Consider the following 25,624-nt stretch of genomic DNA (forward strand, 5'->3'; position numbering starts at 1 on the left):
CCTCGACATAAAAATACCCGCGCAGTACCGCTGACGCTCCGGCACGAGATTCAATATCCCGGGGGGAGAACTGCCGACGATGCACCAGTGTGAGACGGGCGTGTGTGCGTGGACCGATTTCTTCGAGACCGACGTTTCGGGCCCGAACCGGGTGATGACGAATGAACCCGGCCGTTCTGTTCGGCCTCGGTACTATGATCGCGTGGGGGTTCTGGATAATCCTCGGTGACGTCGCCTCAAACAGCATCGACCCCGTGATGGCGGCATTCCTCTCCTACGCGACGGCCGCAGTGGTCTCCGGTGTCTACGTTGTCACCTCCGACGCCTCGCTAGCCGTCACTAATCGCGGATTGGTGTACTCCGGTGCGGCGGGTATCGCGGCCGCCATCGGCGTCGTGTCGACGTTCATCGGCGTCTCCGTCGGCTCTACGGCCGTCGTCTCGACCATCGGGGGCATGTACTTCATCACGGCGGCGGTCATCAGTACCGTCGCGCTGGGCGAACCGGTGTCGGCCCAGAAAGTCGCCGGCATCGGACTCGCGCTGACCGCTATCGTCGTCATCAATCAGTAGTCGCCCCCGACACAACAGGTAGCATCGCTGACGTGCTGTGGCGCCAGCGGGCCGCTCGACTGGGATTTAAGAGACGGGCCGAGCAACGGGCGACCATGAAGCGCACAATCAGTACCGACGATGCGCCGGCGGCAGTCGGCGCGTACAGTCAGGCGACGACCAACGGCGACATCCTCATCACGGCGGGGCAACTGCCCCTGACGACGGACGGCGAACTGCTGGACGACGAGTCCGTCGCCGACCAGACACGGCAGTGCATGGAGAACGTCGAGGCCATCCTCGAATCCGAGGGCCTCTCCATCAGCGACCTGCTCAAGACGACGGTGTTCCTCGATGACATCGACGATTTCGACGAGTTCAACGAGGCGTACAGCGAGTTCTTCGACGAGGACCCGCCGGCCCGGAGTGCCGTCGGTGCGGGCGCCGTCCCGAAGGGCGCCGCCGTCGAGATAGAGGCCATCGCGACGACGGAGTAACCACTCTCTACGAGCGGTCTCGCGCCGTCACCGCAGTTCCATGTTCTCGGCGCGTTCGGCGGCGAGGTCGGTTATCTCCGCGACGCTACTGTCCGAGCGGTCCGCGAGCACGCGCACTAGCATGCCGAGCTGGACTGCGGCAGCCTCGCGGAGTTCTTCGGCCGATTCGGTGTCGTTGCCGAAGTAGTACTCGTGTCGGCCGTCTTCGTGGACGATGCCTGCGTACACCGAGTGGAGGTCGTCCTCGGTGATGGCCGCCGCGGCGTCCGTCTTGACCGACTCGAATTGCGGGTTCGTCATCACTTCAGATACGGTGACAGAGGCCCCTAATCGCTTCGATTGGGCGGGCCGTGCGGTCCCGTCCGCCAACGTGTCGTCGAACGGACTCGTTGTGTCGGTGGTCGTCACCTGCGGGTCGTCGACGGACGACTGCCGGGCCGCGTGTGGGATTTTTATCCCTCCGGCACGACGTGCGAGCCAATGACACGAGGTACAGGTGCCGTCGGCCGCTCACCCCTCGTCCGCGTCGCGACAGACGTCCGGACGGACGCGGGCGAGGCGGTCGTAACTGCGGCACAGAACTCCGCCGACTCGGTCCCGGTCGTCCGGACGGGGCCGACCGGCACCACGGCGTACGACCCGCTCGTCATGCTGACGAGTGCAGGCCAGACAGCACTGTTCGGCGACCCGTCGCCGTCGCTCGTCCGGGACATCATCGCGACGCTCGAAGACGGGGACCTCCCGACCGACGAGGCGACGGCCGTCGTCGGCCACGACCCGGAGACGCCGACGCTCCCGATACCGGACTCGGGGCCGCTCTCGGTCGGCCGACGGACCGTCCTCGGCCCGTGTGGCTGGGCCGACCCGCTCGAACCTGACGACTGGTCGTTCGTCTCACCCGACCGGACCGCGGAGGCGGCGACAGCGTTCGGGATTCTCGGCCGGGGCCGCGGCGACGCGGCGACTGACGACCCGGTGACCGACGTGTGGGAAACCGCACGCGGGGTCGACGGCGACCCGGTGGTCGTCGTCAACGCCAACGACGCGAGCGACCTGCCGCGGGCCGACGAGACGCTCCTCACCGCCGCACCGTTTGCCGTCCTCGACGGGCTTGCGGCGGTGGCCGAGTACGTCGGCGCCGAGGACGCCGTCGTCTACCTGAACGAGGCAGACTCCCCGCTACACCGGCATCTGCAACGGGCCGTCGACGCCGCCGCCGAAACGCTTCCGGTCGTCCCCAACTGGTGGCCGGTCCCGACGAGTATCGGGCGGGCGAACCGACGGCGGCGCTCGAAGCGCTGGAGGGCGCAGACCGCATCGAACCGCGGCTTCAGCCGCCGACGCCGGCCGAACGCGGGCTCTACGGCCGACCGACGGTGATTCACACGCCCCGGACCGTCGCGCAGATTCGACAGGCTATCCAGGCCCCAGCGACGATGGACACCGACGCCGCCGACCCCGGGACCCGACTCGTCACCGTCACCGGCGACGTGGCGAACCCGGCGACCGTCGAATTGGGGTCCGGCGGGAGCCTCGCCACGGTACGGGAGGCAGTCGAGATGGACGGCGCGTTCAAGATGGCCTGCGTCGGCGGCGTTCTGGGCGGTATCACCCGTGACCTCGACGTTGCCCCGACCGCACAGTCCTTGCGCGCCGCCGGTCTCGGCACCGACGGCATCGTGGAACTGCTCGCCGACGACCGTTGTGCGCTGGCGACCGTCGGCGAGCGCGCGCGGTTCGCCGCCACGGAGAACAGCGGTCGGTGCGTCCCCGGGCGCGAGGGGACCAAACAACTCGCCGAACTCCTGCGCGAGGTGTACGACGGGTCGTTCGACACCGAGAAGATACGCGAACTGGGGCGGGTGATGCGCCGGTCCAGCAACTGTCAGGTCGGCGCGCACGCGCCCCGGCCCGTGACCACCGCCATCGAGGAGTTCGAACCGGAGATTCGCGCACACGCAGACGGCCACTGTCCGGCCGGCACCTGTACGGAGCAACTATGAGTACCGACGAGACACTCCCCGGCGTTCCCGACCTCACCGATCCACAATCGGAGACGCCGGTCACGGCCGAGTTCGAGACCGGCACCGCCAACGACCCCGACGTGGGGACGACTGGCGACGCACCGACTACCGTTACCGTCGACGGCGAACCCGTCACCGTCCCGCCCGGGTCGACGCTCGTCGACGCCATGGAAGCGGCGAGTGGCGTTTCGGTCGACCCCGGCGCCGACGGCCTCGAAGACGCCGACGTGCCCGCGCTCTGTTACTACGACCGCGAGGGCGACTGCAGCGACGAGGTCGGCCCGCGGAGCGAATGCCGCACCTGCATGGTCGAGACGGACGAGTACGGCCTCGTCCCCTCCTGTTCGTTCCCCGCCGAAGACGACCTCGACGTGCGGACCGACACGCCCGACGCCGAGGAGGCCCGAAGCGTCAACCTCGACCTGGTCCTCTCGAACCACAATCTACGGTGTACGACCTGCAACGGCAACGGCCGGTGTGAACTGCAGGACGCCGCCATCAGCGAGGGCGTCGACCACCCGCGCTACGGCGTCTTCGACGAGCGAGACCAGTACGAACCTATCGACGACACGTCGTCGTTCATCCAGATAGACCGCAACAAGTGCATCCTCTGTAACCGGTGTGTCGACGCCTGTAACGACGTGCAAGTCGAGGGCGTCCTCCGCATCGAGGGCCACGGCGGGGACACCCGCATCGGCTTCCAATCTGACGCCGAGACCATGGGCGATTCGGAGTGTGTCTCCTGCGGGCACTGCGCCACAGTCTGTCCAACGGGGTCGCTCACCGAGAAGGGTATCGGCGGGCCGCGACGCTCCCGCTCCCCGGATTCACCCAACGCAACTCCGTCGGGAAGGTCATCGAACACGAGGACGTCGAGACCATCGACGACACGACGGCACCGAACCGCACCTTCGGGCCGCCGAACCGCTCGACGGCGACAAGAAAGGGCTGGCGAAGTTCGTCTCGAAGGCCAAGCGCAACGCGGGTGACCTCGCGAAGCAGTTCGGGAACGAGGCGTTCCTCGCGGCGGAACACACCGCCGAGAGCATCGCGGCGAACACGCTCCCGGAGGGCCGCCTGTTCGACGTGGCCAGCATGGTGAGCAAGTACCGCCTCGGAAAGATAGACAAGCAGGAGACGACCTGCGGGTTCTGTGCCGTCGGCTGCCGGTTCGAGATGTGGGGCAAAGACGGGGACTCGCTGGGCGTCGTCCCCGTCGACGACCCCGATACGGCGCCGGCTAACAACTTCTCGACCTGTGTGAAAGGGAAGTTCGGCCACGAGTTCGCCAACAGCGAGAAGCGCGTGACCGAGCCGTTGGTCCGCAACGATGACGGCAAGCTCGAAGCCGTCGAGTGGGACGAGGCGTTGGATTACGTCGCTGACCGCCTCACCGAGATTCAGGACGAGCACGGTATCGACGCGCTCGGCTGTCTCGCCTCCTCGAAGGGGAGCAACGAAGAGGCCTACCTCGTCCAGAAGTTCGCCCGGCAAGTGCTGGGGACGAAGAACATCGACAACTGCGCGCGCCTCTGTCACTCCTCGACCGTGGCGGCACTCCAGCAAACGGTCGGGTACGGGGCGATGACCAACCGCATCAACGAGGACATCGGCGAGGCCGACGCCTACCTCATCAGCGGGTCCAATACGACTGAGTCTCACCCGGTGCTCGCGACCCGCATCAAACAGAACGTCCGCGACGGCGCGGACCTCGTCGTGTTCGACCCCCGAAAAGTCGGTATCGCCGAACACGCCGACCAGTACACCCGCACGAATCCGGGGTACGACGTGGCGTGGCTCAACGGCCTGATGCGCTACATCATCGAGAACGACCTGCACGATACGGCGTTCATCGAGCGCAACACGAAGAACTTCGAAGAACTAGAGGAGAAGGTGCAGGCGTTCACGCCGGAGAAAGTCGAGGAGTTGGCTGGGGTCTCTCCGGACGAACTCGCCTCGGCCGCCGAGACGCTGGCCGAAGCCGACACCGTCGTCTTCGGCTGGGCGATGGGGATGACCCAGCAGTCCCACGGCACCGAGAACCTACTGGCGATGGCCGACCTCGCGCTGTTGCTCGGCCAACTCGGCAAGCCCGGCGCGGGCCTCTCGCCGTTCCGGGGCCAGAACAACGTGCAGGGCGGCGGGGGCGACATGGGGACCCTCCCCGGGAGTCTCCCGGGGTATCAGGACCCCGCCGACGACGAGGTGGGCGAGAAGTTCGCCGAGGCGTGGGGCGAGCGCCCGCCCGAGGAACCCGGGCTGAAAGTGCCGGAGATGCTGGCCGAAGCCCACGAGGGCAACCTCCGTGGGATGTACGTGGTCGGGGAGAACCCGGCGTTGTCGGAACCGGACATCCAGCACGCCGCCGAGGCGCTGGAGGATCTAGAGTTCCTCGTGGTGCAGGACATCTTCGTGACGGAGACGGCCGACTACGCCGACGTGATTCTGCCGGCGGCGACCTCGCCGGAGAAACACGGCACGTTCACCAACACGGAGCGGCGCATCCAGCGGGTGCGTCCGACGGCGGAGCCACCGGGCGAGGCCCGACAGGACTGGGAGATTACGCAGGCGCTGGCGAACCGTCTGGGCTACGACTGGGACTACGACCATCCACGCGAGGTGATGGACGAAATCAACTCGCTGGCACCCATCTACGGCGGCGTCACGTACGAGCGCCTCGAAGCGGGCGAGGAACACGGGCTGCAGTGGCCGTGCTGGACGAGGACCACCCGGGGACGCCGTACCTCTACGACTACGAGGAGGGGAACTTCAACCACGACGATGGCCTCGCTCGATTCGTCCCCGCGGACGGCGGCCATCCCGGTGAAGTCCCGGACGAGGAGTTCCCGCTGACGCTCACGTCGGGACGCGTGCTGTACCACTGGCACACGGGCCAGATTACGCGGCGCGTCGAGGGGCTGATGAGCCACGTTGGGGAGAGTTTCGTAGAGATTCACCCCGACACCGCTGACCAGTTGGGCGTCGCCGACGGCGAGTACGTCCGGGTAGAGTCCCGCCGCGGGTCCATCGTCGTCAAAGCACAGGTCACCGACCGCGTGGGGCCGGGGACGCTGTTCATCCCGATGCACTTCGCCGCGGGCGCGGTGAACAAACTCACGGGCGAGACGTTCGACCCCACCGCAGGGATTCCAGAGTACAAGGTATCGAGCGTCCGCCTCGAACCGCTCGGTCCGGAGACGGACGAGGCCGTCCTCCGGACGCCCGACGCCGGAGCGGGAAGCGTGGCCGGCGACGACTGAGGCCGTCGCCGGGTTTTCACGAAACTCCAGTTCTAGGCTGTGTGGTAATTATACTATTATGATACTATTTTCACAACACTATCGATGTTACAAACGCGAGTCACGGGCAGACTTCACCCCGGCCGACAGTAGTTTTATACGCTGGATTCCGTTTGTCAGACGTAATGGATTCGCAGGAACAGCAGGCCGAGTTCCAGTACGACACTGGCGGCGAGACGACCGGTCCGATGGCCGGGTTCGACGAACAAAAGGCCCGTGAGGGCGCACGACTACTTCTGGAAGCGGTCGGGCGGAATCCCGACGAGGCAGGTATCTACGATACGTGGAACCGCCGCGTCCCGGAGATGCTGGAGACGCTCACCGAGGGCGCGAGGCACGAGGAGAAGCCAGTCATGCGAACGTTCGAGGCGGAGACGGACAGCCTCGTCGTCAAGACCGGTATCCCGCTCCACAGCATGTGCGAACACCACATGCTCCCGTTCGACGGCGTCGCCCACGTCGCGTACCGACCGGACGAGGAGATGGTCGGACTCTCCAAACTTATTCGCTACGTTCGGTGGCAATCGCGGCAGCTGACCACGCAGGAGGCGCTGACCAACGACATCGCGATGGGCCTCGCCGAGGAACTGGGCGCCCGCGGCGTGGCCGTCGAAGTGACGGCGACGCACATGTGCGAAGTGATGCGCGGCGTCGAGACGTCGACGGAGACGACGACGAGGGAACAGGCAGGGACGTTCAGCGAACCCGACCGCGACCAGTTCCGTGAAGCCATTCGACGTCACGGCACCACGTCGGACGGCCACTGACCCGGCCGGCGAGGCGGTTCCCAACTATTAGTCCAGTTTACACGATAAGTTAGGGATTCGTTCGGGTCGACCACACGCCCACAGGCCGATGTAGGCGTCGCCCTGAACAGTCGATTTCTCCCAGATATCGATTTCGACGCCGTCTATCGCCGGATTACGGGACTACGACACGAGAGTACTGTCGACGATACGTTCACCGGTTCTCGGGGCCGAATCGCCTCTCGTCTTATAAAAGCCCGCAGAACGGTGGTGCCCGATTCACTCCCCCGACAGTCCTCGTTCGAAACGGAACGCATGATGCGGAGAGCTACCACACCGCGAGCCGTAGTTGCGAATCGACCGTTCAGCGAATGGCGTGACCGACCGAGGGTGAGTCGTCGATGAGTTCGAACGACCTTCCATCGGAGGCGGAGACGGTGATAATCGGCGGCGGCATCGTCGGCAACAGCCTCGCGTATCACCTCACGCGCATGGGGCGAGACGACATCGTCGTCGTCGACAAGGGGCCACTCCCCGACCCGGGTGGGTCGACCGGCCACGCCTCGAACTTCCTGATGCCGGTCGAACACTCCAAGGAGATGACCCATCTCACCCAGCGGAGCATCGAGCAGTACAGAGATATGGACACGTTCACGAACAGCGGGGGCATCGAAGTCGCACGCACGGCCGAGCGCGTCGAGGAACTGAATCGGCGCGTCCAGTCGGCGAAAGCGTGGGGTGAACCGGCCGAACTACTGACACCGTCGGAGATCGAGGAGATGGTCCCCTACGTGAACACCGACCTCGTCGAGGCGGGCTTTTACAGCCCCGGCGCCGGGACCTGCGACCCACTGCGGGCGGGCGAAGTGATGCGGGCCCGTGCCGACGAATACTCTGACGGTGGCCTCACCGTCTCGCCGAACACCGAGGTGTTGGACCTCCACGTGGAGAACGGCGCGATACAGGCCGTCGAGACCGACCGAGGCACCGTCTCCGCCGACGAAGTCGTCATCGCAGCGGGGCTCTGGAGCCCGAAAATCGCCGAGATGGCCGGCGTCGACATCCCGCTGACGCCGGCGGTCCATCAGATGGTCAGCGTCGGTCCCATCTCCTTCTTCGAGGACTACGACGGCGAGATATCGTTCCCGGTCGTCCGCGATATGGACACCCAGATGTACGAGCGACAGCACGGCAACGACCTCGAGGTCGGGTCCTACCAACACCGACCGATACTCTGGGACGTCGAAGACGTGCCGTCTATCGAGGAAGCGCCGCTGTCCCCGACGCAACCGCCACTGACCGACGACGCCTTCGAGCAGTCGATGCAGGACGCCCTGGAAATCGTGCCCGACCTCTTAGACGACCCGGAGGCCGGCATCCGACACGAGATAGACGGCCTGCTCTCGCAGACGCCCGACGGTGGGCCACTTCTCGGTCCGCTACAGGACGTCGACGGCCTGTGGTCGTGTGCGGCGGTCTGGATAAAGGAGGCACCGGCCATCGGCGAGGCGGTCGCACAGTGGATGACGCGAGGGTGGTCGGATATCGACCTGCACGGCGCGGACGTCAACCGATTCTACGAGTACGGCACGTCCCGCTCGTTCGTCAAAGACCGGGCCAGCGAGGGGTTCCAGAAAATCTACGACATCGTTCACCCGGCCGAACAGTACCAGTCCGCACGCGAGATTCGGACCAGTCCGTTCTACGAGCGACAGCAGGACCTCGACGCGCGGTTCTTCGAAGCCGCCGGCTGGGAACGGCCGCAGTGGTACGAGTCCAACCGCGACCTGTTGGAGCGGTACGAAGACGAGTTGGAAGACCTCCGACGACCTAACGAGTGGGACGCTCGGTGGTGGTCGCCCATCATCCTCGCCGAACACCTCCACACGCGGGACCACGTGTCCATGATCGGGGACATGGGGTTCAGCATATTCGACTTCCGAGGCTCCGACGTCGTCGACTACCTCGAACGGATGGCCGTCGGTCGCGTCGACGTCGACGTCGGCACGACCGTCTACACGCCGATACTCGCCGAGAACGGCGGGTTTGTCTCGGACCTGACCATCGCCAGACTCGGTCCGGAACACTACAGGGTCGTGACCGGCGGGGCCGCGGGTGGCTCCGACCGGGCGTGGTTCGAGGGCCACATCCCCGACGACGCCGACGTCACGCTGATAGACCGTTCGGAGTCGCTTTGTACGCTCGGCGTCTGGGGTCCGAACGCTCGGGACCTCGTCGACAGCGTCGCCGAGGAAGACATGTCTCACGAGGCCTTCGAGCCCTACACCGCACAGTCGGTCACAATCGGCGAAGTCGACGCGTGGGCGATGCGACTCTCCTACATCGGCGAACAGGGCTGGGAGATTTACGCCCCGATGGGACAGGGGCGGCGGCTCTGGGACGTGCTCTGGGAGGCCGGTCAGGACCACGACGTCCGCCCGGCGGGCATGGGCGTCTACGGGACGACCGGCCGCATGGAGAAAGGCTACCGACTGTTCGGTCACGAACTGGAACTGGAGTACGACCCCGCCGAAGCGGGACTCACCTTCCACGGCGTCAAGGACGCGGACTTCATCGGCAAGGAGGCCTACGCGGAGGCGCTCGACCGGGAGAACACGGCCACGCTGTGTACGCTCTCCGTCGACGACCACGCTCCCGACGGCGGCGAGCGCCGGTTCATGCTGGGTAACGAACCGGTTCTCGACGACGACGGAAACGTGCTCGTCGACGACGAGGGACGTCGGTCGTACGTGACGAGCGCCGGTACCGGGCCGACCGTCGGGAAACACCTCCTCATGGCGTACCTCCCGCAGTCGTACGCCGAGGAGGGACGCAGCCTGCAGGTAGAGTACATGGGGCAACAGTACCCGGTGACCGTCGAAGTGGCCGGGAGTAGACCGCTGTTCGACCCGGAGAACGAGCGAATCAGGAGCTGAGACCACATGCAATCAACCGACCAACGAGGGGATACGATATGGACACGCTAGCATGCATCAAACGAGTACCGGACACGGGTGCGAAGATAACGCTGACCGACGACGACCAGCACATCGACGCCAGCAACCTCGGGTTCACGATATCGCCGCACGAGGAGTGCGCCATCGAGGCGGCGATTCAACAGGCAGACGCACACGAGGGCACCGCGACAGTACTCTCGCTCGGCCCGCCGGACGCTGAGGAACAGCTCCGGACGGGACTGGCGATGACCGCGGACGACGCCGTCCTCCTCGAGACGGAAGGGGAGGAGTGGCGACCCCGCGAGACGGCGGCCGCGATAGCCGAGGCCGTGCGAGACGACGCGGACCTCGGGTTCGACCTCCTGCTGTTCGGCGACGAGTCAGCCGACGCGGGGAACCATCAGGTCGGCGTGCGCGTGGCCGAGGCACTCGATGTCCCCTTCGTCGGGGGCGTCTCGCACCTCGACGTCGAGGACGGAACGGTTGTCGCGAAGCGCGACGTCACCGGCGGCATGGAGGTGTACGAACTGGACCTTCCGGCGGCCGTGGGCGTGAAGGAAGGTGTAAACGAACCCCGCTACGCCTCGATGCGCGCGAAGATGCAGGCACGCAAGCAGTCGATTCAGCGCCGCGACCCGCCGTCCAGCGAGTTCGCCGGCGGTATCGAGAAACTCCGACTAGAGGCCCCGGATACCGGGGAGGGAGACGCGGAGGTCCTCGGCGAGGGAGTCGACGCAGTCCCGGCCGTGGCCGGCCTCCTCGAGAACGAACTGGAGGTGACGTAACATGATACTCGCGTTCGTCGAACACACCGGTGGCACGCCGACAGAACCGTCGCTCGAATCTCTCACGCTGGCCCGTGAGCTAGCGGCCGACACGGCGTCTCGACTCGACGCCGTCGTCTTCGGTGCCGAGGGCGCGGCTACTGCCGACCATCTCGGCACTTACGGTGTCGAGACGGTCCACCATGCCGACGACGAGCGATTGGACACGTACGCGCCCGAAGCGTGGGCCGAGAGCGTCGGCCAACTCGTCGACACCGAGGGTCCCGAGGCCGTCGTGGCTCCGGCGACCGACCGTGGACAGGAGGTGTTGGCCCACGTCGGCGCGAAGCGTGACCTCCCGGTGGCTACCAACTGTCTGGACGTCGACGCCGGAGAGACGTACGAACTGGCTCGGCAGCGGTGGGGCGGGAGTCTCGTGGAACACGCCGTACTGGATGGCGAGACGAAACTGCTGACGGCCGCCGAACACGAGTTCTCGCCGGCCGAAGCTGACACCGCCACCGACCCGACCGTACAGACGTTCACCCCTGAACTCGAGGGGTCGGAGTTCCGGGTCAGCGTCGACAGGTTCGAGGAATCCGATACGAGCGGCGTCGCGTTGGGTGAGGCACGTGTCGTCGTCGGCGGCGGACGAGGCGTCGGTGGGCCGGACGACTACGACAAACTGGAGACGTTGGCAGACCTCCTCAACGGCACGGTCGGCGCGTCGCGGGCCGCCGTCAACGAGGGGTGGCGACCACACGACGACCAGATCGGCCAGACCGGTGCGAAAATCAGTCCGGACCTCTACATCGCCTGTGGCATCAGCGGTGCAGTCCAGCACATGGTCGGCTGTAAGGGCGCGGACAACGTTCTGGCCATCAACACGGACCCGGAAGCGGCGATTATGCAGAAGGGCGACTACGCCGTCGTCGGCGACCTCCACGAGATCGTGCCCGAGTTGAACGAGGCGCTACGCGGGGGACGCTGACGGCAGTTCCCGTCCGAACCTGTTCAGCAAAACAGTTAGGACCGGGCGGCCTGAAACCCGTCTGTGAATCGCTACTGGACCTCGAAGCGTCGATTCTCGGGCAGCACCCGTCGGGCACTCTCCGTGGTAACGTGCCGACGGACCACCGGAGGGCGTCCATGACCCTTGCCGACCGGACGATCGAGGAGTTCCTCGAAAGCGTCGCCTCGGACGCAGTGACGCCGAGCGGTGGCGCCGCTGCCGGCGTCGGCGGTGCGATGGGCGCGGCGCTCTGTGAGATGGTCTGTATCCACACTCTCGGGACGGACGAGCACGCCGACGTCGCCGACGAGATGACCGACCTGCGGGAAACTCTCGCCGCGAGTCGGCGTCGGTTACTCGAACTCGCTGACGACGACCTGACGGCTGTCGACCGGGTCCAAGCGGCGTTCGAGTCCGGGGACTCGGACCGGATACAGGCGGCAGCGAAGCGGTCGACGACAGTTCCCTTGGAGACGGCCGAGACCTGTCTCGACGTCGTCGACGCCGCCGTCACGGTGACGGCGAAGGGGACGCCGGTCGCAGTCCCCGATGCCGTTGCGGGCGCACTGTTCGCTCAGGCCGCTCTCGAAGCCTCCGTGTCTACCGTCCACGCGAACCTCGGGACGATAGAGGACCCGGAGTTCGTCGCGGAGATGGAACGTCGGTCGGCGGAGACAGAAGCGGCCGCTCAAGAGGCGATATCACAGGTACGGGCCAACAGAAACTGGTGAGGCGGTCGGCTACCCGTCCGCGGGTTGCGCGACGGCCGCAGTCTCCGCCGTCGTCCGCTGTTCGACCGCTTCGACGAGCAGTTCGGCCACGTCGACGACCGCTATCTCGTCCTCGTAGCCGCCGGTCTTGCGCCCGTCCTCGTACATGGTCAGGCACATCGGACACGCGACGACGAACTTCTCGACCTCGCCGCCAGCGTCGGTGTCTCGAAGCGCTTCCCGGAGTCGCTCCTCGCTGGGTTTCGGGTCGTCGTCGAAATCCAACCAGAGGCCGCCGCCACCACCGCCACAACAGAACGAGTCGTCGCGATTGCGCGGCATCTCGACGAGTTCGCACCCGGTCGCTTCGATGAGGTCGCGCGGAGCCTCGTACTCGTCGTTGTACCGACCGAGGTGACAGGGATCGTGATACGTCACCGTGTAGTCGAGTTCGTCGCCGGAGAGGTCGAGTGCGCCCGACTCGACCAGTTCCTCGACGACCTGTGTCCAGTGGTACACCGGTGCGCCGTCCCACGACCCGTCGACGTCGACCGCCATCATCGGGTCGTCGGCGAACTTCTCGAAGTCGACCGCCGGATACTCGTTCTGGAAGGTGTTGTACGAGTGGGGGTCCGTGCAGACGATTTTGTCGAACTCGCAGTCCTCGAACGTCTCGACGTGGTGCCCTGCCTGTTGGAGGAAGAGGAACTCCTCTCCGATACGCCGGATGTCGTTCCCGTCGTACTGTTCGTCCTCGTAGAGGATGCCGTACTCGACGTCGGTGCGCTCGAAGAGCGTCGCCAGTGACTTTGCCACCTTCTTGTTCCGCTCGTCGTAACTCGGGTAGTCACCGACGTACCAGAGGTATTCGACCTCCGTCTCGCGGGCGTCTTCGACGTCGAACGGCAGGTCCTCCGTCCATGCACCACGCTCGCGCTGTGGGTTGCCGAGCGTGTTCCCCTCGCGCATCACGTTCTGGAACGTGTCCTGTAGGTTCGGGTCGACGTCGCCCTGGTCGACGAGTTGGCGGTTCATCCGCGTGAACGATTTCAGGTGCTCGACGTCGACGGGACACGCGTCCATACAGGCCATACAGGCCATACACGACTCCATCGTCCTGCTGTCGACGACGCTCCCCGCTCCGTCAGCGACGATAGGGACGTCCTCTGCACCCGCGTCACGTGCCTCGCGATACTGTTTCAGGTCCAGCACGACGTTACGCGGGTCGAGGTCGCGGCCGGAGGCGTTCGCCGGACAGACCGACGAGCAACGACCACACTTCGTACAGGCGTCTTGGTCGAGGAGCTCTTTCCACGAGAAGTCCGTGATTGACTCCGCGTTCGTCGCCTCGATGTCTCCCGGGATGCCGGGTAACCGTCTGCCAGCGTCGTCGTCACGTGCGACGACGTTGGCGAAAGAGGCGAGCATGTGGAACGGCTTTCCCTTCGGAATCGCCGCGACGAATGCCAGCGCGAGCAGCGAATGCGCCCACCAGACGACTGGATAGACCGCTGCCGCCGCGTCGGAGGTCAGTCCCGCCTGTTCGAAGGCCACGGCGACCCCCCAGCCGACGAAACTGACCGTCTCGAACGGTGGGAACGACTGCCCGAGGATACGAATGCCCTCGGTGAGGTAACCACCGACGCCGAGCAAGAACAGTGCCCAGACGAACGCTTCGTCTTCGAGCCCTGTATGCCGGTCCCAGAGTCGCTCGGTACGAACGCCGTACCGCCGATAGAGGGCGACGCCCAGACCGACGACGAACAGGAGACCCATCGCGTCGACGACCAGCGAGTACGAGAGGTAGAACTGCCCCGTAAAGAAGGAATCGCCGGTCAGTGGGCGATAGAGGTCCATGTCGATGCCGAGAATCGTCGTCGCGATGAGGAGCGTCAGGAATCCCCACATTATCATCGCGTGCATCAATCCAGCGACGACGTCACCGTCGAACAGCGTCCGGTTCGAGAGGACCGTCCTCGCGGCGGCGACGACACGTCGCGGCAGTTCGTCGAGCCGCGGGAACGAATCCGGTCGTCCCTCGGTGTACTGACTGACACGTTGGTAGCTCCCGACGAGGAAGACCCCGATGGCGACGACAGCGAGATAGTAGAACAGCACTTTTCCTATCGGCCCGATACGCCAGAACGTTGGTCGGGTCACTTCCGCACCCGACTGTAGTAGTAATCCAGCTAACGCTGTCATAGTCTGCTCTCTCCGTTCGAGACGCGGTGCTCTCCCCGCGACCGACACGGATCGGTTTCGCTCAGACGTGGAAGAACTCGCCCCCATAATTCTCTGGCTATTTAAATGGACGACTGAGGCGAGGGCCGGGCTACGGTTCTCGGCCGGTGGAGCGACTGTGCTCTCGGCTATCGATTCGGCGTGCACATTCCCGGGCGACCTCACTCTACACGGACCCGGGAGAGAAGTTCGTCGACCCCCCAGAAAGCGGGTGTCAAGGGACGGAAAAAGAGCTGAGTCGGTCGGACCGCGGTCCTCAGAACAGGCCGGAGATGTTGCCGTCCTCGTCGATGTCCATGTCCGCGGCGGCGGGACGCTGTGGCAGGCCCGGCATCGTCAGCGCGTCGGCGGTCAGCGCGACGATGAAGCCGGCACCGGCCGACGGGTACACTTCGCTAATCTCCAGTTCCCAGCCCTCCGGCGCGCCCTTCTTGCTGGCGTCGTCGCTGAAGGAGTGGAAGGTCTTCGACATACAGACCGGCACGTCGTCGAAGCCGAGGTCCTGCATACGGTCGATGTCGTCCAGTGCGCCCCCGGTGAACTTCACGCCGTCGGCGCCGTAAATTTCGGTTGCGACGGTCTCTATCTTCTCCTTGATGGGGGCCTCGACGTCGTAGAGGTACTCGAACTCGTCCTCGTCGCTCTCCTCGACGGCGTCGATGACGTGGTTGCCGAGGTCTTCGCCACCCTCGCTGCCCTTCTCGAACACTTCGGACTCGGCGACTCTGACGCCGAGGTCGTCCTCACAGTGGTCGATGACGGCTTGGACCTCTTCCTTGGTGTCGTCCGGGAAGCGGTTGAGGGCGACGACGACCGGGACGCCGAACTTCTGGAGGTTCGAGACGTGCTTGTCGAGGTTCTCGAAGCCCTTCTCGACGGCGTCGACACCGGATTCCTCGATTTCGTCGAAGTCGACCGGCCACTGGTCCAGCCCGTGGTACTGGAGCGCGCGGACCGAGGAGACCAGCACGACGGCGTTCGGCGTCATGTCGCCCAGACGGCAGACGATGTTCATGAACTTCTCGGCGCCGAGGTCCGACCCGAAGCCGGCCTCGGTGACGAGGTAGTCGCCCATACCGAAGGCCGCCTTGTCGGCGATGAGCGAGTTGGTCCCGTGGGCGATGTTCGCGAACGGACCGCCGTGGACGAACGCGGGCGTGCCCTCGATTGTCTGGACGACGTTGGGCTTGATGGCGTCGCGCAGGAGCATGGTGACCGGCCCCGTCGCCTCGATGTCGTCGACCGTGATGGTCTCGCCGTCCTCGCCGTAAGCGACGATGATGCGCGAGATGCGCTCCTTGAGGTCTTCGAGGTCCGATGCCAGACAGAGGACGGCCATCAGTTCGGAGGCCGCCGTCAGTTTGAACCCGTCCTCGCGCGGGGTGCCTCCGCTCTCGCCGCCCAGTCCGACGACCGTCTGGCGGAGCGCGCGGTCGTTCATGTCCAGCGCGCGCTTCCACGCGACGTCGTTGACGTTGATGTCGAGGTCGTTGCCCTGCGAGAGGCGGGCGTCGAGCATCGCCGCGATGAGGTTGTGTGCCGCCGTCAGCGCGTGCAGGTCGCCCGTGAAGTGGAGGTTGATGTCCTCCATCGGGAGGACCTGCGACCGGCCGCCGCCGGCCGCGCCGCCCTTGACACCGAACACCGGGCCGAGCGAGGGTTCGCGGATGGCTATCATCGTGTCCTCGCCCAGATGGTTGAGCGTCTGGCCCAGACCGACTGTGGTGACGGTCTTACCCTCGCCCTTCGGCGTCGGCGTCATCCCCGTCACCAGTACGAGGTTCTCCTCTTTGTTCTCCGCGTTCTCACGGAGGCGGTCGATGGCGTGGTGTTTGACCTTCGCGGTGTACTCCCCGAAGTATTGGAGGTCGTCGAGGCCGAGGCCCCACGGCTCTACGAGCTCCCAAATCGGTTCCATGTCCGTCGACTGTGCGATATCGTAGTCCGTCGGGATCGGATCCTGTGGTTCGTCGTCTAAAGACATCTCACCCGGACATTCCCCGCACCGCCGTAATAATGTTAGTGTAGCTGACAAGTGGGGGATAGGATGTGTTCGCGTCCATCGCGTTCACACGTCGTGTCTGTCAGCCGACGCGACGAGATTCGAGCCCCACCGTCAGTCCGCACTACCTGTCGCGCAGATACTCGACGACCGTCTCGGGGTCAGCGTCGAGGCCGCCGCCCTGCGCGAGCGTCGGTTGGCCGCCGCCGCCACCGCCGAACTCACCCGTCACGTCGTCGATAACGTCGTTCGCGTCCGTCTCACCGTCCGTCCCGACGACCACGAACGTCGCCCCGTCTCGCCCGACGAGGACGACGACGTCCGCTGTATCGTCGTCCAGCGCTCCCACGCGGTCGGCGACGGTGTTCGGACCGACGCCGTCGACGGTGCCGACCAGCCACTCCTGTCCGTCTCTGGCCGTCGTATCGGCCGCCAGTGAGGAGATGCGTGCGTCGAGAAGTCGCTCGTAGAGGTTGTCTACGTCGGCCTGTAGCGATTTCTTTTCTTCCAGTAGGCCTCGTGCCCGCTGTGCGAGGTCCTCGACGCTCGTATCGAGTGTATCGGCGGCACGGGACGCGCTCCGTCGTCGGTCTATCTGGCGCTGTATCGCCGACGGCCCGACGGCGTACTCGACGCGGACGAGGTCTGCGCCCGGGTTCGAGACGTCGACGACCTCGATGGGCCCGATTTCGTTCGTGTTCCGAACGTGCGTGCCACCACAGGCCGAGACGTCCCAGCCGTCGATTTCGACGATGCGGACGCTGTCCGCCGGATCGGCGTCGCCGAGGTTGAACACGATGTCGTCGTCCGCGCGTGCCTCCTCGACGTCCATCTCGTACCACTCCACCGACCGACTGTCCCAGACGGCCTCGTTGGCCATGCGCTGGAACGTGAGAGCGTTCACTTCGTCGGCGTCCGCGTCGGCGTCGAAGTCGAGACGGACGGTGTCCTCACCGATGTCGAACCCGCCGTAGCCGTGACTGTCGAACAGGTTCCGGCCGACGCCGTAGACCACGTGACTCGCGGTGTGGGCTCGCATGCTGTACGTCCGGAACTGTTCATCTATCTGGCCGCTGACCACCTCGCCGACTTCGATTTCGGGTGTCTCGGCGAGCGTATGGACCGTTTCCTCCTCGCGTTTCTGGACGTCGACGACGTCGACGCCGGCGAGTGTACCCTTGTCGGCCGGTTGGCCGCCGCCCTCGGCGTAGAAGTACGTCTGGTTCAGCGTCACGTCACGGCCGTCGACGGAACGGACTGTCGCGTCGAACGACGTCACGTAGGGCTGGTCGCTGGCGAGGTTGGCCGTCGCTTCCACGGTCATGCCAGTTGCATCGGTTGCCGTGCCAATAAACCACGTGTTCGAGGCCGCTCCGTCGGACGGCGATAGCTTAATCAGGCCGAAGCCGACCATATGTGCTATGGAGTACCACGAGTCTGCCGACTACCTGCAGTCACTACAGCGTCGTCGGCCCAAACTCGGGACGGAGACGACGGCACGGATGCTCTCACACCTCGGGACTCCAGAGGCATCCGTCGACTGCGTCCAGATAGCAGGGTCGAACGGCAAGGGGAGTACCGCCCGCATGCTGGAGAGCGTCCTCCGGACTGCCGGCCTGGACGTGGGCCTGTTCACGTCGCCGGCACTGAACGACTTTCGCGAGCAAGTGACGGTCAACGGCCGCAAGGTCCCCAAAGCGCGGGTCACGGAGTTCGTCGAGCGAATCGACCCCTGTATCGAGCGGTTGCGAGCGGACGACGACATGCCCACGCACTTCGAAGTCCTCACCGCCCTCGCGCTGTACCACTTCGGCGCCGAGGACGTGGACGTCGCCGTCCTCGAAGTCGGCATCGGCGGTCGGTACGACGCGACCAGCGCCGTCGACCCGGTCGCGAGCGCCGTCACGAGCGTCAGCTTGGAACACACCGACCTGCTCGGTGACACCGTCGAGGAGATCGCTCACGACAAGGCGCAGGTCGCGCCCGCGGACGCTCCGTTAGTAACCGGGGCCGACGGTGCGGCGCACGACGCCATCCGGACGGAGTCGGACGTGATACAGGTCGGCGGAGACGAGGCCGACGTTTCTGCCGTCGAGGACGGGATGTCCTCCGCCGTCGAGAATCACGTCTCGATAACCGGGCCGGATTGGGCCGTAGAGACGAACCTCAAACTGTTAGGTCAGCATCAGGCGACGAACGCGGGCGTCGCAGCGACGCTCGCTCGACAGGTCGCGTCGGTAAACGAACAGACGATAGCACACGGGTTGCGAAAGGCGACGTGGCCCGGCCGGTTCGAAGTCCGCTCGACGGAGCCGCTGGTCGTCCTCGATGGGTCACACAATCCCGGCGCAGTAGCGACGCTCTCCGACTTGCTCTCGCGATACGACTACGAGGACCTGCACCTCGTCTTCGCGGCGATGGATGGGAAGGACATCGACGATATGGTCGCCGAACTACCACGGGTCGACACTGCGTACGCGACACGGCCGGATGTCGACCGCGCGGCGACTGTCGAGAGGCTCGCCGACGCCCTCGCCGGGCACGCCGAGACCGTCCAGCGTATCGAGTCCGTCCCCGAGGCGACGGAGCGAGCGCTAGCCGCCGCCGACGAGTCCGACTGTGTCCTCGTCGCCGGGTCACTGTACGCCGTCGCGGAGGCACGGGACCGCTGGACGCGGAGCGTGGTCCCCAAAGACGTCGGGTCGTCGAGTTCGGTGACGCTGACGGCCAGAGCCGACGGAGGGACGACCGCCGACGGCGTCGACAGTCGCGTGCTCTCGACGACACTCAGGCCCGAACAGGCGGCGGTAGTCGGCGAGCGTCTGGAAGCGATCGGCGGCACGTGTGTGCGCACCGACCGCGCCGCTCCAGAGAAACTGGTCTCGACGACGCTCTCGGGGGCGCCCGCGCAACTCCGCGCTCTCGCGAGTCGTCTCGAAGACGAGGGTCACGGCCTCGGACACCTCGCCGAACAACTGGGGTCGGTGCTGGAGGGCCCGCGGTCGGCCCAGGTGGTCGATACCGAAGACACGGCCGTGATGGGGATTCTGAACGTCACGCCCGACAGTTTCCACGACGGCGGCGAGTACAATCGTCTCGACGCGGCGGTCGAGCGCGCCGAGGAGATGATCGCGGCCGGCGCGGACGTCGTAGACGTAGGTGGGGAGAGTACTCGTCCCGGTGCCGACCCGGTCCCCGTGAGCGAAGAAATCGACCGCGTTGTCCCGGTCATCGAGGCGCTCTCGTCGCTCGACGTATCCGTCTCTGTCGACACCCGGAAAGCCGCCGTCGCCGACGCCGCACTGGCCGCCGGTGCCGACATCGTCAACGACGTGTCGGGCCTCTCGGACCCCGAGATGCGGTTCGTCGTCGCCGATCACGACGCCTCGCTGATACTCATGCACAGCATCTCGGCACCCGTCGACCCGGACCGGACGGCGACCTACGACGACGTGGTCGCCGACGTCATCTCGGACCTCCGCGAGCAGGTGTTGCTCGCCGAACAGGCGGGCATCGACCGGGAGCAGATTATCGTCGATCCGGGCTGTGGGTTCGGCAAGGACGCCGCCGAGTCGTTCGAACTGGTCGACCGCCTCGGAGAACTTCGAGCGCTCGGCTGTCCCGTGATGGTCGGCCACTCCCGGAAGTCGATGTTCGAACGGGTCGGCTGTTCGAGCGGAGACCGCTTGCCGCCGACCATCGCCGTGACGACCATGGCAGCCGAACGGAACGCCGACGTGATTCGCGTCCACGACGTCGAGGAGAACGCGGCAGCGGTACGAACTGTTTCGGCAGCGAACGACGTGTGACCGACCCACCGCTGGCGACGGAGCGACACGGCTACCGCAGCGGACGATGCCGACCGACAGTTTTTCACACCCCATCGAGAAACTGTGTAGCATGCTAACAGCAGACGTGACAGTCGTCGCGGCGGCGCTTCTGGGGCCGTTCCCGACACTCTCCCTGCAGGCGTTCGACCCGACGACGGTCACCGACGCATCCCCGACGTTTCGGGCTGCGGCGTCGTTCTTCCTGACGGTGCTGTTCGGCGGCGCCGTCATCTATCGGGACGGCGGCCGCATCGAGGCGGCCGTCGAATCGTCGCGTCGACGGCCGCTCGTCGCCGCCCTGTACGGCTTGATGGCCTTCGGTGTCGTCACGTTCTTCGTGGCGTACGCGCTCAGCCAACTCGCGAATCTCGGAGTCGGCGCGACGGCAGTGGGCGTCATCGGTGTCGTCGTCCTCGGTATCGCCTTACTCACGCTGGGCGGTCTCGGCTTCGCCGTCGTCGGCGTCTGGGTGACCGAGGTATTCGGCGGGCGAGACCCGTGGATCGGTCTGGTCGGCGTCGGCGCCGTCAGCGCCATCGCGTGGTTAGTTCTGCCAGTCGTGGTGAGTCTCGTGGTGTGGCTTGCCATCGCTGCCGTCGGCATCGGCGGGCCCGCACGAGAGTGGGTCCACGGCAGTGCCCAGCCCGCGCAATCCGCATAGCGTCGGTCTGCCAACGCACAAACGTGTGCGGTCCATAGCGGTCAGCATGGAACCGCTTCAGCTACCGTTCGATTCGGGATTCGTCGAGATAGCGGCTCAACTCGTCGGGGCTGTCGGCGCTCTCGTCCTGCTCCTGTTGCTGGTCGCCTTCGGCGGGTTCGCCTACAAGAGCCTCGCGGGTGACGGCATCCGCTGGCCCGACGAGACGGAGGAGGCGGAAGAGGAGGACGGCGTCAGGCGAGGCTCCGACGAGGACGACTGGAAGTATTACTGACGGCGGTCGACGTCGAACGGGGCCGTGCAGTCAGTCGTCTTCTGACCCCATCCCAGACCTGCTGGTGGCGTTGGTCGTCCGCGTGGGTGTCGACTGTCGATCCGTCGTGAGTAGCGGTCGCACCGACTGGAACTCCCACGCCATCCCGACGATGGCGACGACGGAAATGAACGCGAACGGGAAGCCAGTGATGATGGCCGACGAGCGGAGTGCGCTGATGCCCCCGCCGACGATGAGCAGGGACGCGAGGCCGCCCATCAGACCGCCCCAGATGACCCGATTGACCGTCGAGGGGTGTTGCTTGCCGCCGGTCGTGAGCATGCCCAGCGCGAGCGTCGAGGAGTCCGCGGAGGTGACGAAGAACGTCACGACGAGCAGCATGAACACCGCTGCCAGCACCTCGCCGAACGGGAGACTGGCGAACAGCGGGAACCCGGAGACCGAGACGCCGTACTGGTCGACCATCTCCAGCATCGGCGCGATGTCGTTGCGCTCGAAGTAGACGGCGCTCCCGCCCATCGTGAGGAACCACGGAATGGTGGAAGCCGTCGCACCGATGAGCGCAGTCCCGACGACCTGTCGAATCGTGCGTCCCTTCGAGATTCTGGCGACGAAGAGGCCGCCGAACGGTGCCCACGAGAACACCCACGCCCAGTAGAAGACGGTCCAGTTTCCGACCCACTCGCCGGACCCGGCGGCGTTGGTGTAGAGGCTCATCGTCAGGAACTCGCCGAAGTAGCCGCCGACCGCCTGCAGGCCCGTGTTCATGATGTAGTTGGTCGGCCCCAGCAGGAACGTCGCGACGGCCAGAAGCACGAAGACGGCCATGTTGAACAGCGACACTCTCGCGATGCCCTTCTTTACGCCGAGGGTGACGGAGACGGTGAACGCCACCGTCAGTCCCGTTATCATCAGGACTGTTCCGCCGTCGCCCAGCGAAACACCGAGATTGTACGCGAGGCCGGTGAGGAACTGCTTGCCGACGAACCCGAGCGTCGTCGCGATGCCACCGATAGTCGCGAACACGGCGAGGATGTCGATGGTTTTCGCCCAGAACCCGTCGAGACCGTCGACGCCGACGAACGGTGCGATGAGCGTCGAGACGCGCATCGGCGCGTCCTCGCGGAAGGCGTAGTACGCGATGGGGATGGCGACGATGAGGTACGGGACCCAGTAGGAGATGCCCCAGTGGAACAGCGTATACTGTATCGCGCCGACTGCCGCGGCCGACGTCTTCGGTTCTGCCCCGATCAGCGGCGGCACCGTCTCGTAGTGGCTCAGCGCCTCCGCGGGACCCCAGAAGACGATACCGGCCGCGATGCCGGCCGAGAACATCATCGAGAAGAACGACAGCAGACTGAACTCGGGGTCGTCGTCGGGTTTCCCGAGTTTGATCGACCCCCAGTGGCCGAACATCAGCCACAGGCTGAAGACGACCATCAGGAACATCGTCCCGACGTAGACCCACATGAACTCCGTCCAGAGGTACTCGTTTATCTGTCCCATCCGTTTCGCCGACGCTTCCGGATTCAGAAAGAACACCAGAATCGCCAGCAACGAAACCGAGAACCCGACCCCGAATACAGAGAGGTCGAGTTCGTCGACGAACTGCTGTACGGTCGTGCGTATCGTGCGCATGCACCCCACAATCTTCGGGGTCCGGTAGTCAATCCTGCGACGATATATGACACCCGTTCAAGTATAGGTGGTATACCACACTTTTGTTGTTTTATTCCCGAGTTAATCTGGGTGCGTACAGAAACCTCGGTGTCGTCGGTACGGTGCTCCCGCTGTTTCGGAGTACGGCCGGACATGTGGTACTCACCGTCGTCGCGAAGTCGAGAAAACCGTCAGGAAGAGTCAGTCGCTACCTTCGGGGTCGGCACCGCCTTTGACGTCGGTCACGACGTCGCCGCCGGCTTTCGTGATGTCGACGTCTTCTTCGGCGGTCATGTCCTGGATGCGCTCCTGGAACTGCTCGGACTCCAGAATCTCGTACTCGTTGTCCAGTCCCAGATAGACCGTATAACACATCAGACACAGGATGACCGCGAACGGCAACCCAGTCGTGATTGCGGCCGTCTGCAGGGCGCTGAGGCCGCCACCGATGAGCAGGCTCGCGGCGACAGCACCTTCGGTGATCGCCCAGAAGACCCGCTGGACCTTCGGCACGTCGTGTTTGCCGCCCGAGGTCAGGTGGTCGACGACCAGCGACCCCGAGTCAGAGGACGTGACGAAGAACGTCACCACGAGCAGGGTCGCGAGCAGGCCCGTGACGGCCCCAAGCGGGAACTTGCTCAACATGGCGAACATCGCGACCGTCTGTCCCTGATTCGCGACGGCCGAAGCGATACCGCCGCCCCCAGCGAGTTCCACCCAGAGGGCCGACCCGCCGAACGTGGCCAACCAGAGGAACGAGAACATGGCCGGGAGGAACAGCACGCCCAATACGAACTCTCGAACGGTCCGTCCCTTCGAGATGCGCGCGATGAACATCCCGACGAACGGCGACCACGCTATCCACCAACCCCAGTAGAAGACGGTCCAGCTCCCCATCCAGCTCTTGACGGTGTAGCCGCCCAGTGCTGCCGAGCCACCGATGGTGCCGGTGAAAAACGACATCGACAGGAAGTTACCGAGGTACGCACCGAGTCCGTCGGCGAACGTCCCGAAGATGTACACCGTCGGGCCGACGACGAGCAGGAACGCCAGCATAGTGAACATCAGGTAGAGGTTGAAGGTGCTCAGCCGTTTGACGCCGCCTTCCAGCCCCGCGGCGACGGAGGCCGTCGCGATGCCGGTGATAACCGCGATGAGGATGACCTGTGGCACCGTCCCGGTCGGCACGCTCACGAGGCCGAGGATGTCACCCCCGACGTAGGACAGGCCGGTGTTTATCTGTGCGACCCCGAGCCCCAGCGACGTCGACAGGCCGAACAGCGTCGCGAAGACGGTCACGAGGTCGATGACGTGGCCGGGCCAGCCGTAGATTCGCTCACCCAGCAGGGGCCAGAAAATCGACCGGAACGTCAGCGGGAGTCCCCGGTTGAACGAGAAGAAGGCCAGTCCGAGGCCGACCAGTCCGTAGATGGCCCACGGGTGAAAGCCCCAGTGGAAGAACGTCTGTGCCATCGCGGCGCTTGCGGCCCCGGCCGTGCCGCCCTCTGCACCGAACGTGGGCGGGACGACCATGAACTCCGATGCGCCGGAACCGAAGTGCCACATCGGTTCGGCCACGCTGAAGAACATGAGTCCGATACCCATGCCCGCGCTGAACAGCATCGCCATCCACGAGAAATCGCTGAACTCCTTTTCGGCCTCTACGCCGCCGATTCTGATGTTCCCGTACTTACTGACGGCGAAGTACAGTATCGTGACGATAAACAGGTTCACCGCCAGGATGTAGAACCACCCGAACGTTCCGTTGATGAAGTTGAAGACGTCCGTGTACACCGTCGACGCCTGATCGCCGAGGGCGATGGTCGCCGCGACGAAGGCGACGATTATGACCAGCGATATCGGGAAGACGATCGGATGAACGTCAAAGCCCAACCGCCGGATGTTGGTGTCGCCGGGCTCTCGGTCGGACTCCGGATGGAACAGCTCCACCTGCAGCCCGTCAGACATCTGGCCAGTCGTATCGTCACTTTCTGACATGCGTTACCCCCGTCGTGTGTATCCGCGTTGTCCGTGATTTCATTCTCGATGTTCCCGTCGTTTCGGGTTGTTTTCCGCCCGATTCCCCGTGTCGTTCTGGCACGTGGCTGAAGTTTTCCCGGACGAATCTGGGTCGTTCACCGGGCCAGTGTACGCGGTACGACGAGTCGCACCGCCAGTTTGGCCGTCGGTGTCCGAGCCACCGTGGTGTGTTACACTACCTCAACCCGAAAGTGCGATTGGAATATATTAAAACTTCGCCTGTATACTGCGAGTAAGGACCTACTAACCTCCGTGTCCGGGGACGTTATCCGGGCACACACCGGTCAGTACCGTGGTTTTCGTTCGATCGTCGCTGCGCGTACCGGTACTGTCTTCGCACGACCAGCGTCGGAATCC

16 protein-coding genes and 2 pseudogenes are annotated in these 25,624 nt (G+C 65.2%); 12 read left to right on the forward strand and 6 right to left on the reverse strand.

The genetic code is table 11. The features are described from left to right. The first annotated feature begins 161 nt into the window (after window positions 1-161). Together G9465_RS20075 and G9465_RS20080 are read left to right on the forward strand one after the other, a co-directional pair. Window positions 162-572 carry an EamA family transporter gene (locus G9465_RS20075; protein WP_166973673.1) on the forward strand — a complete coding sequence of 137 codons (411 nt, stop codon included), beginning with the start codon at window positions 162-164 and terminating at the stop codon, window positions 570-572. A 95-nt stretch (window positions 573-667) separates the two neighbouring features. Further along, a complete protein-coding gene (locus tag G9465_RS20080) occupies window positions 668-1,048 on the forward strand; it encodes a Rid family detoxifying hydrolase (protein WP_166973676.1) in 381 nt (126 codons plus the stop codon). A 27-nt stretch (window positions 1,049-1,075) separates the two neighbouring features. Here G9465_RS20080 and G9465_RS20085 read toward each other — a convergent pair whose 3' ends face one another. Next, on the reverse strand, window positions 1,076-1,348 hold the full coding sequence (locus tag G9465_RS20085; protein ID WP_166973679.1) for a hypothetical protein: 273 nt from the start codon (window positions 1,346-1,348) through the stop codon (window positions 1,076-1,078). A gap of 180 nt (window positions 1,349-1,528) precedes the next feature. Between G9465_RS20085 and G9465_RS20090 the strand changes: the two are divergent. The 7 genes and pseudogenes from G9465_RS20090 (at window position 1,529) to G9465_RS20120 (ending at window position 12,581) form a co-directional block, all read left to right on the forward strand. Beyond that, window positions 1,529-3,051: pseudogene (locus G9465_RS20090) on the forward strand (NADH-ubiquinone oxidoreductase-F iron-sulfur binding region domain-containing protein). Continuing rightward, a pseudogene (fdhF, locus tag G9465_RS20095) lies at window positions 3,048-6,332 on the forward strand (formate dehydrogenase subunit alpha). The pseudogenes G9465_RS20090 and fdhF overlap by 4 nt, the downstream one beginning before the upstream one ends. 164 nt (window positions 6,333-6,496) lie before the next feature. Then, window positions 6,497-7,138, forward strand: coding sequence for a GTP cyclohydrolase I FolE (folE, locus tag G9465_RS20100; protein ID WP_166973682.1), 642 nt, complete (start codon window positions 6,497-6,499; stop codon window positions 7,136-7,138). Between the two features lie 380 nt (window positions 7,139-7,518). Further along, window positions 7,519-10,053, forward strand: a complete 2,535-nt coding sequence (locus G9465_RS20105; RefSeq protein ID WP_166973685.1) for an FAD-dependent oxidoreductase — start codon at window positions 7,519-7,521, stop codon at window positions 10,051-10,053. A gap of 38 nt (window positions 10,054-10,091) precedes the next feature. Continuing rightward, on the forward strand, window positions 10,092-10,859 hold the full coding sequence (locus tag G9465_RS20110) for an electron transfer flavoprotein subunit beta/FixA family protein (protein WP_166973688.1): 768 nt from the start codon (window positions 10,092-10,094) through the stop codon (window positions 10,857-10,859). 1 nt (window position 10,860) lies between these two features. Beyond that, a complete protein-coding gene (locus G9465_RS20115) occupies window positions 10,861-11,829 on the forward strand; it encodes an electron transfer flavoprotein subunit alpha/FixB family protein (protein WP_166973692.1) in 969 nt (322 codons plus the stop codon). A 158-nt stretch (window positions 11,830-11,987) separates the two neighbouring features. Next, the gene (locus G9465_RS20120) at window positions 11,988-12,581 is read left to right on the forward strand and encodes a cyclodeaminase/cyclohydrolase family protein (protein ID WP_166973695.1); all 594 of its coding nucleotides are present in this window, start codon (window positions 11,988-11,990) and stop codon (window positions 12,579-12,581) included. 9 nt (window positions 12,582-12,590) lie between these two features. Here G9465_RS20120 and G9465_RS20125 read toward each other — a convergent pair whose 3' ends face one another. The 3 genes from G9465_RS20125 to G9465_RS20135 all read right to left on the reverse strand — a co-directional run bounded on the left by G9465_RS20125 (window position 12,591) and on the right by G9465_RS20135 (window position 18,127). Continuing rightward, window positions 12,591-14,762: a (Fe-S)-binding protein gene (locus G9465_RS20125; RefSeq protein WP_166973697.1), complete on the reverse strand. Its 2,172-nt coding sequence runs from the start codon at window positions 14,760-14,762 to the stop codon at window positions 12,591-12,593. 295 nt (window positions 14,763-15,057) lie between these two features. Next, window positions 15,058-16,785, reverse strand: a complete 1,728-nt coding sequence (locus G9465_RS20130; protein WP_166973700.1) for a formate--tetrahydrofolate ligase — start codon at window positions 16,783-16,785, stop codon at window positions 15,058-15,060. A 142-nt stretch (window positions 16,786-16,927) separates the two neighbouring features. Then, the gene (locus tag G9465_RS20135; protein ID WP_166973703.1) at window positions 16,928-18,127 is read right to left on the reverse strand and encodes a DHHA1 domain-containing protein; all 1,200 of its coding nucleotides are present in this window, start codon (window positions 18,125-18,127) and stop codon (window positions 16,928-16,930) included. A gap of 97 nt (window positions 18,128-18,224) precedes the next feature. Between G9465_RS20135 and folP the strand changes: the two genes are divergently transcribed. The 3 genes from folP to G9465_RS20150 all read left to right on the forward strand — a co-directional run bounded on the left by folP (window position 18,225) and on the right by G9465_RS20150 (window position 21,568). Then, a complete protein-coding gene (gene folP / locus G9465_RS20140; RefSeq protein WP_166973706.1) occupies window positions 18,225-20,612 on the forward strand; it encodes a dihydropteroate synthase in 2,388 nt (795 codons plus the stop codon). A gap of 91 nt (window positions 20,613-20,703) precedes the next feature. Next, window positions 20,704-21,294 carry a hypothetical protein gene (locus G9465_RS20145; protein ID WP_166973709.1) on the forward strand — a complete coding sequence of 197 codons (591 nt, stop codon included), beginning with the start codon at window positions 20,704-20,706 and terminating at the stop codon, window positions 21,292-21,294. A 46-nt stretch (window positions 21,295-21,340) separates the two neighbouring features. Next, window positions 21,341-21,568: a hypothetical protein gene (locus G9465_RS20150; RefSeq protein WP_166973711.1), complete on the forward strand. Its 228-nt coding sequence runs from the start codon at window positions 21,341-21,343 to the stop codon at window positions 21,566-21,568. Window positions 21,569-21,598: 30 nt separating this feature from the next. On the opposite strand, the gene G9465_RS20155 is transcribed toward G9465_RS20150, so the two are convergent. Then, a complete protein-coding gene (locus tag G9465_RS20155; RefSeq protein ID WP_166973714.1) occupies window positions 21,599-23,206 on the reverse strand; it encodes a BCCT family transporter in 1,608 nt (535 codons plus the stop codon). A 222-nt stretch (window positions 23,207-23,428) separates the two neighbouring features. Beyond that, entirely contained in the window at window positions 23,429-25,225 is a 1,797-nt protein-coding gene (locus G9465_RS20160; RefSeq protein WP_166973717.1) for a BCCT family transporter, read from the reverse strand. Window positions 25,226-25,624 lie beyond the last annotated feature (399 nt).

The sequence above is a fragment of the Haloarcula sp. JP-L23 genome (assembly GCF_011602445.1).
Lineage (GTDB): Archaea > Halobacteriota > Halobacteria > Halobacteriales > Haloarculaceae > Haloarcula > Haloarcula pellucida.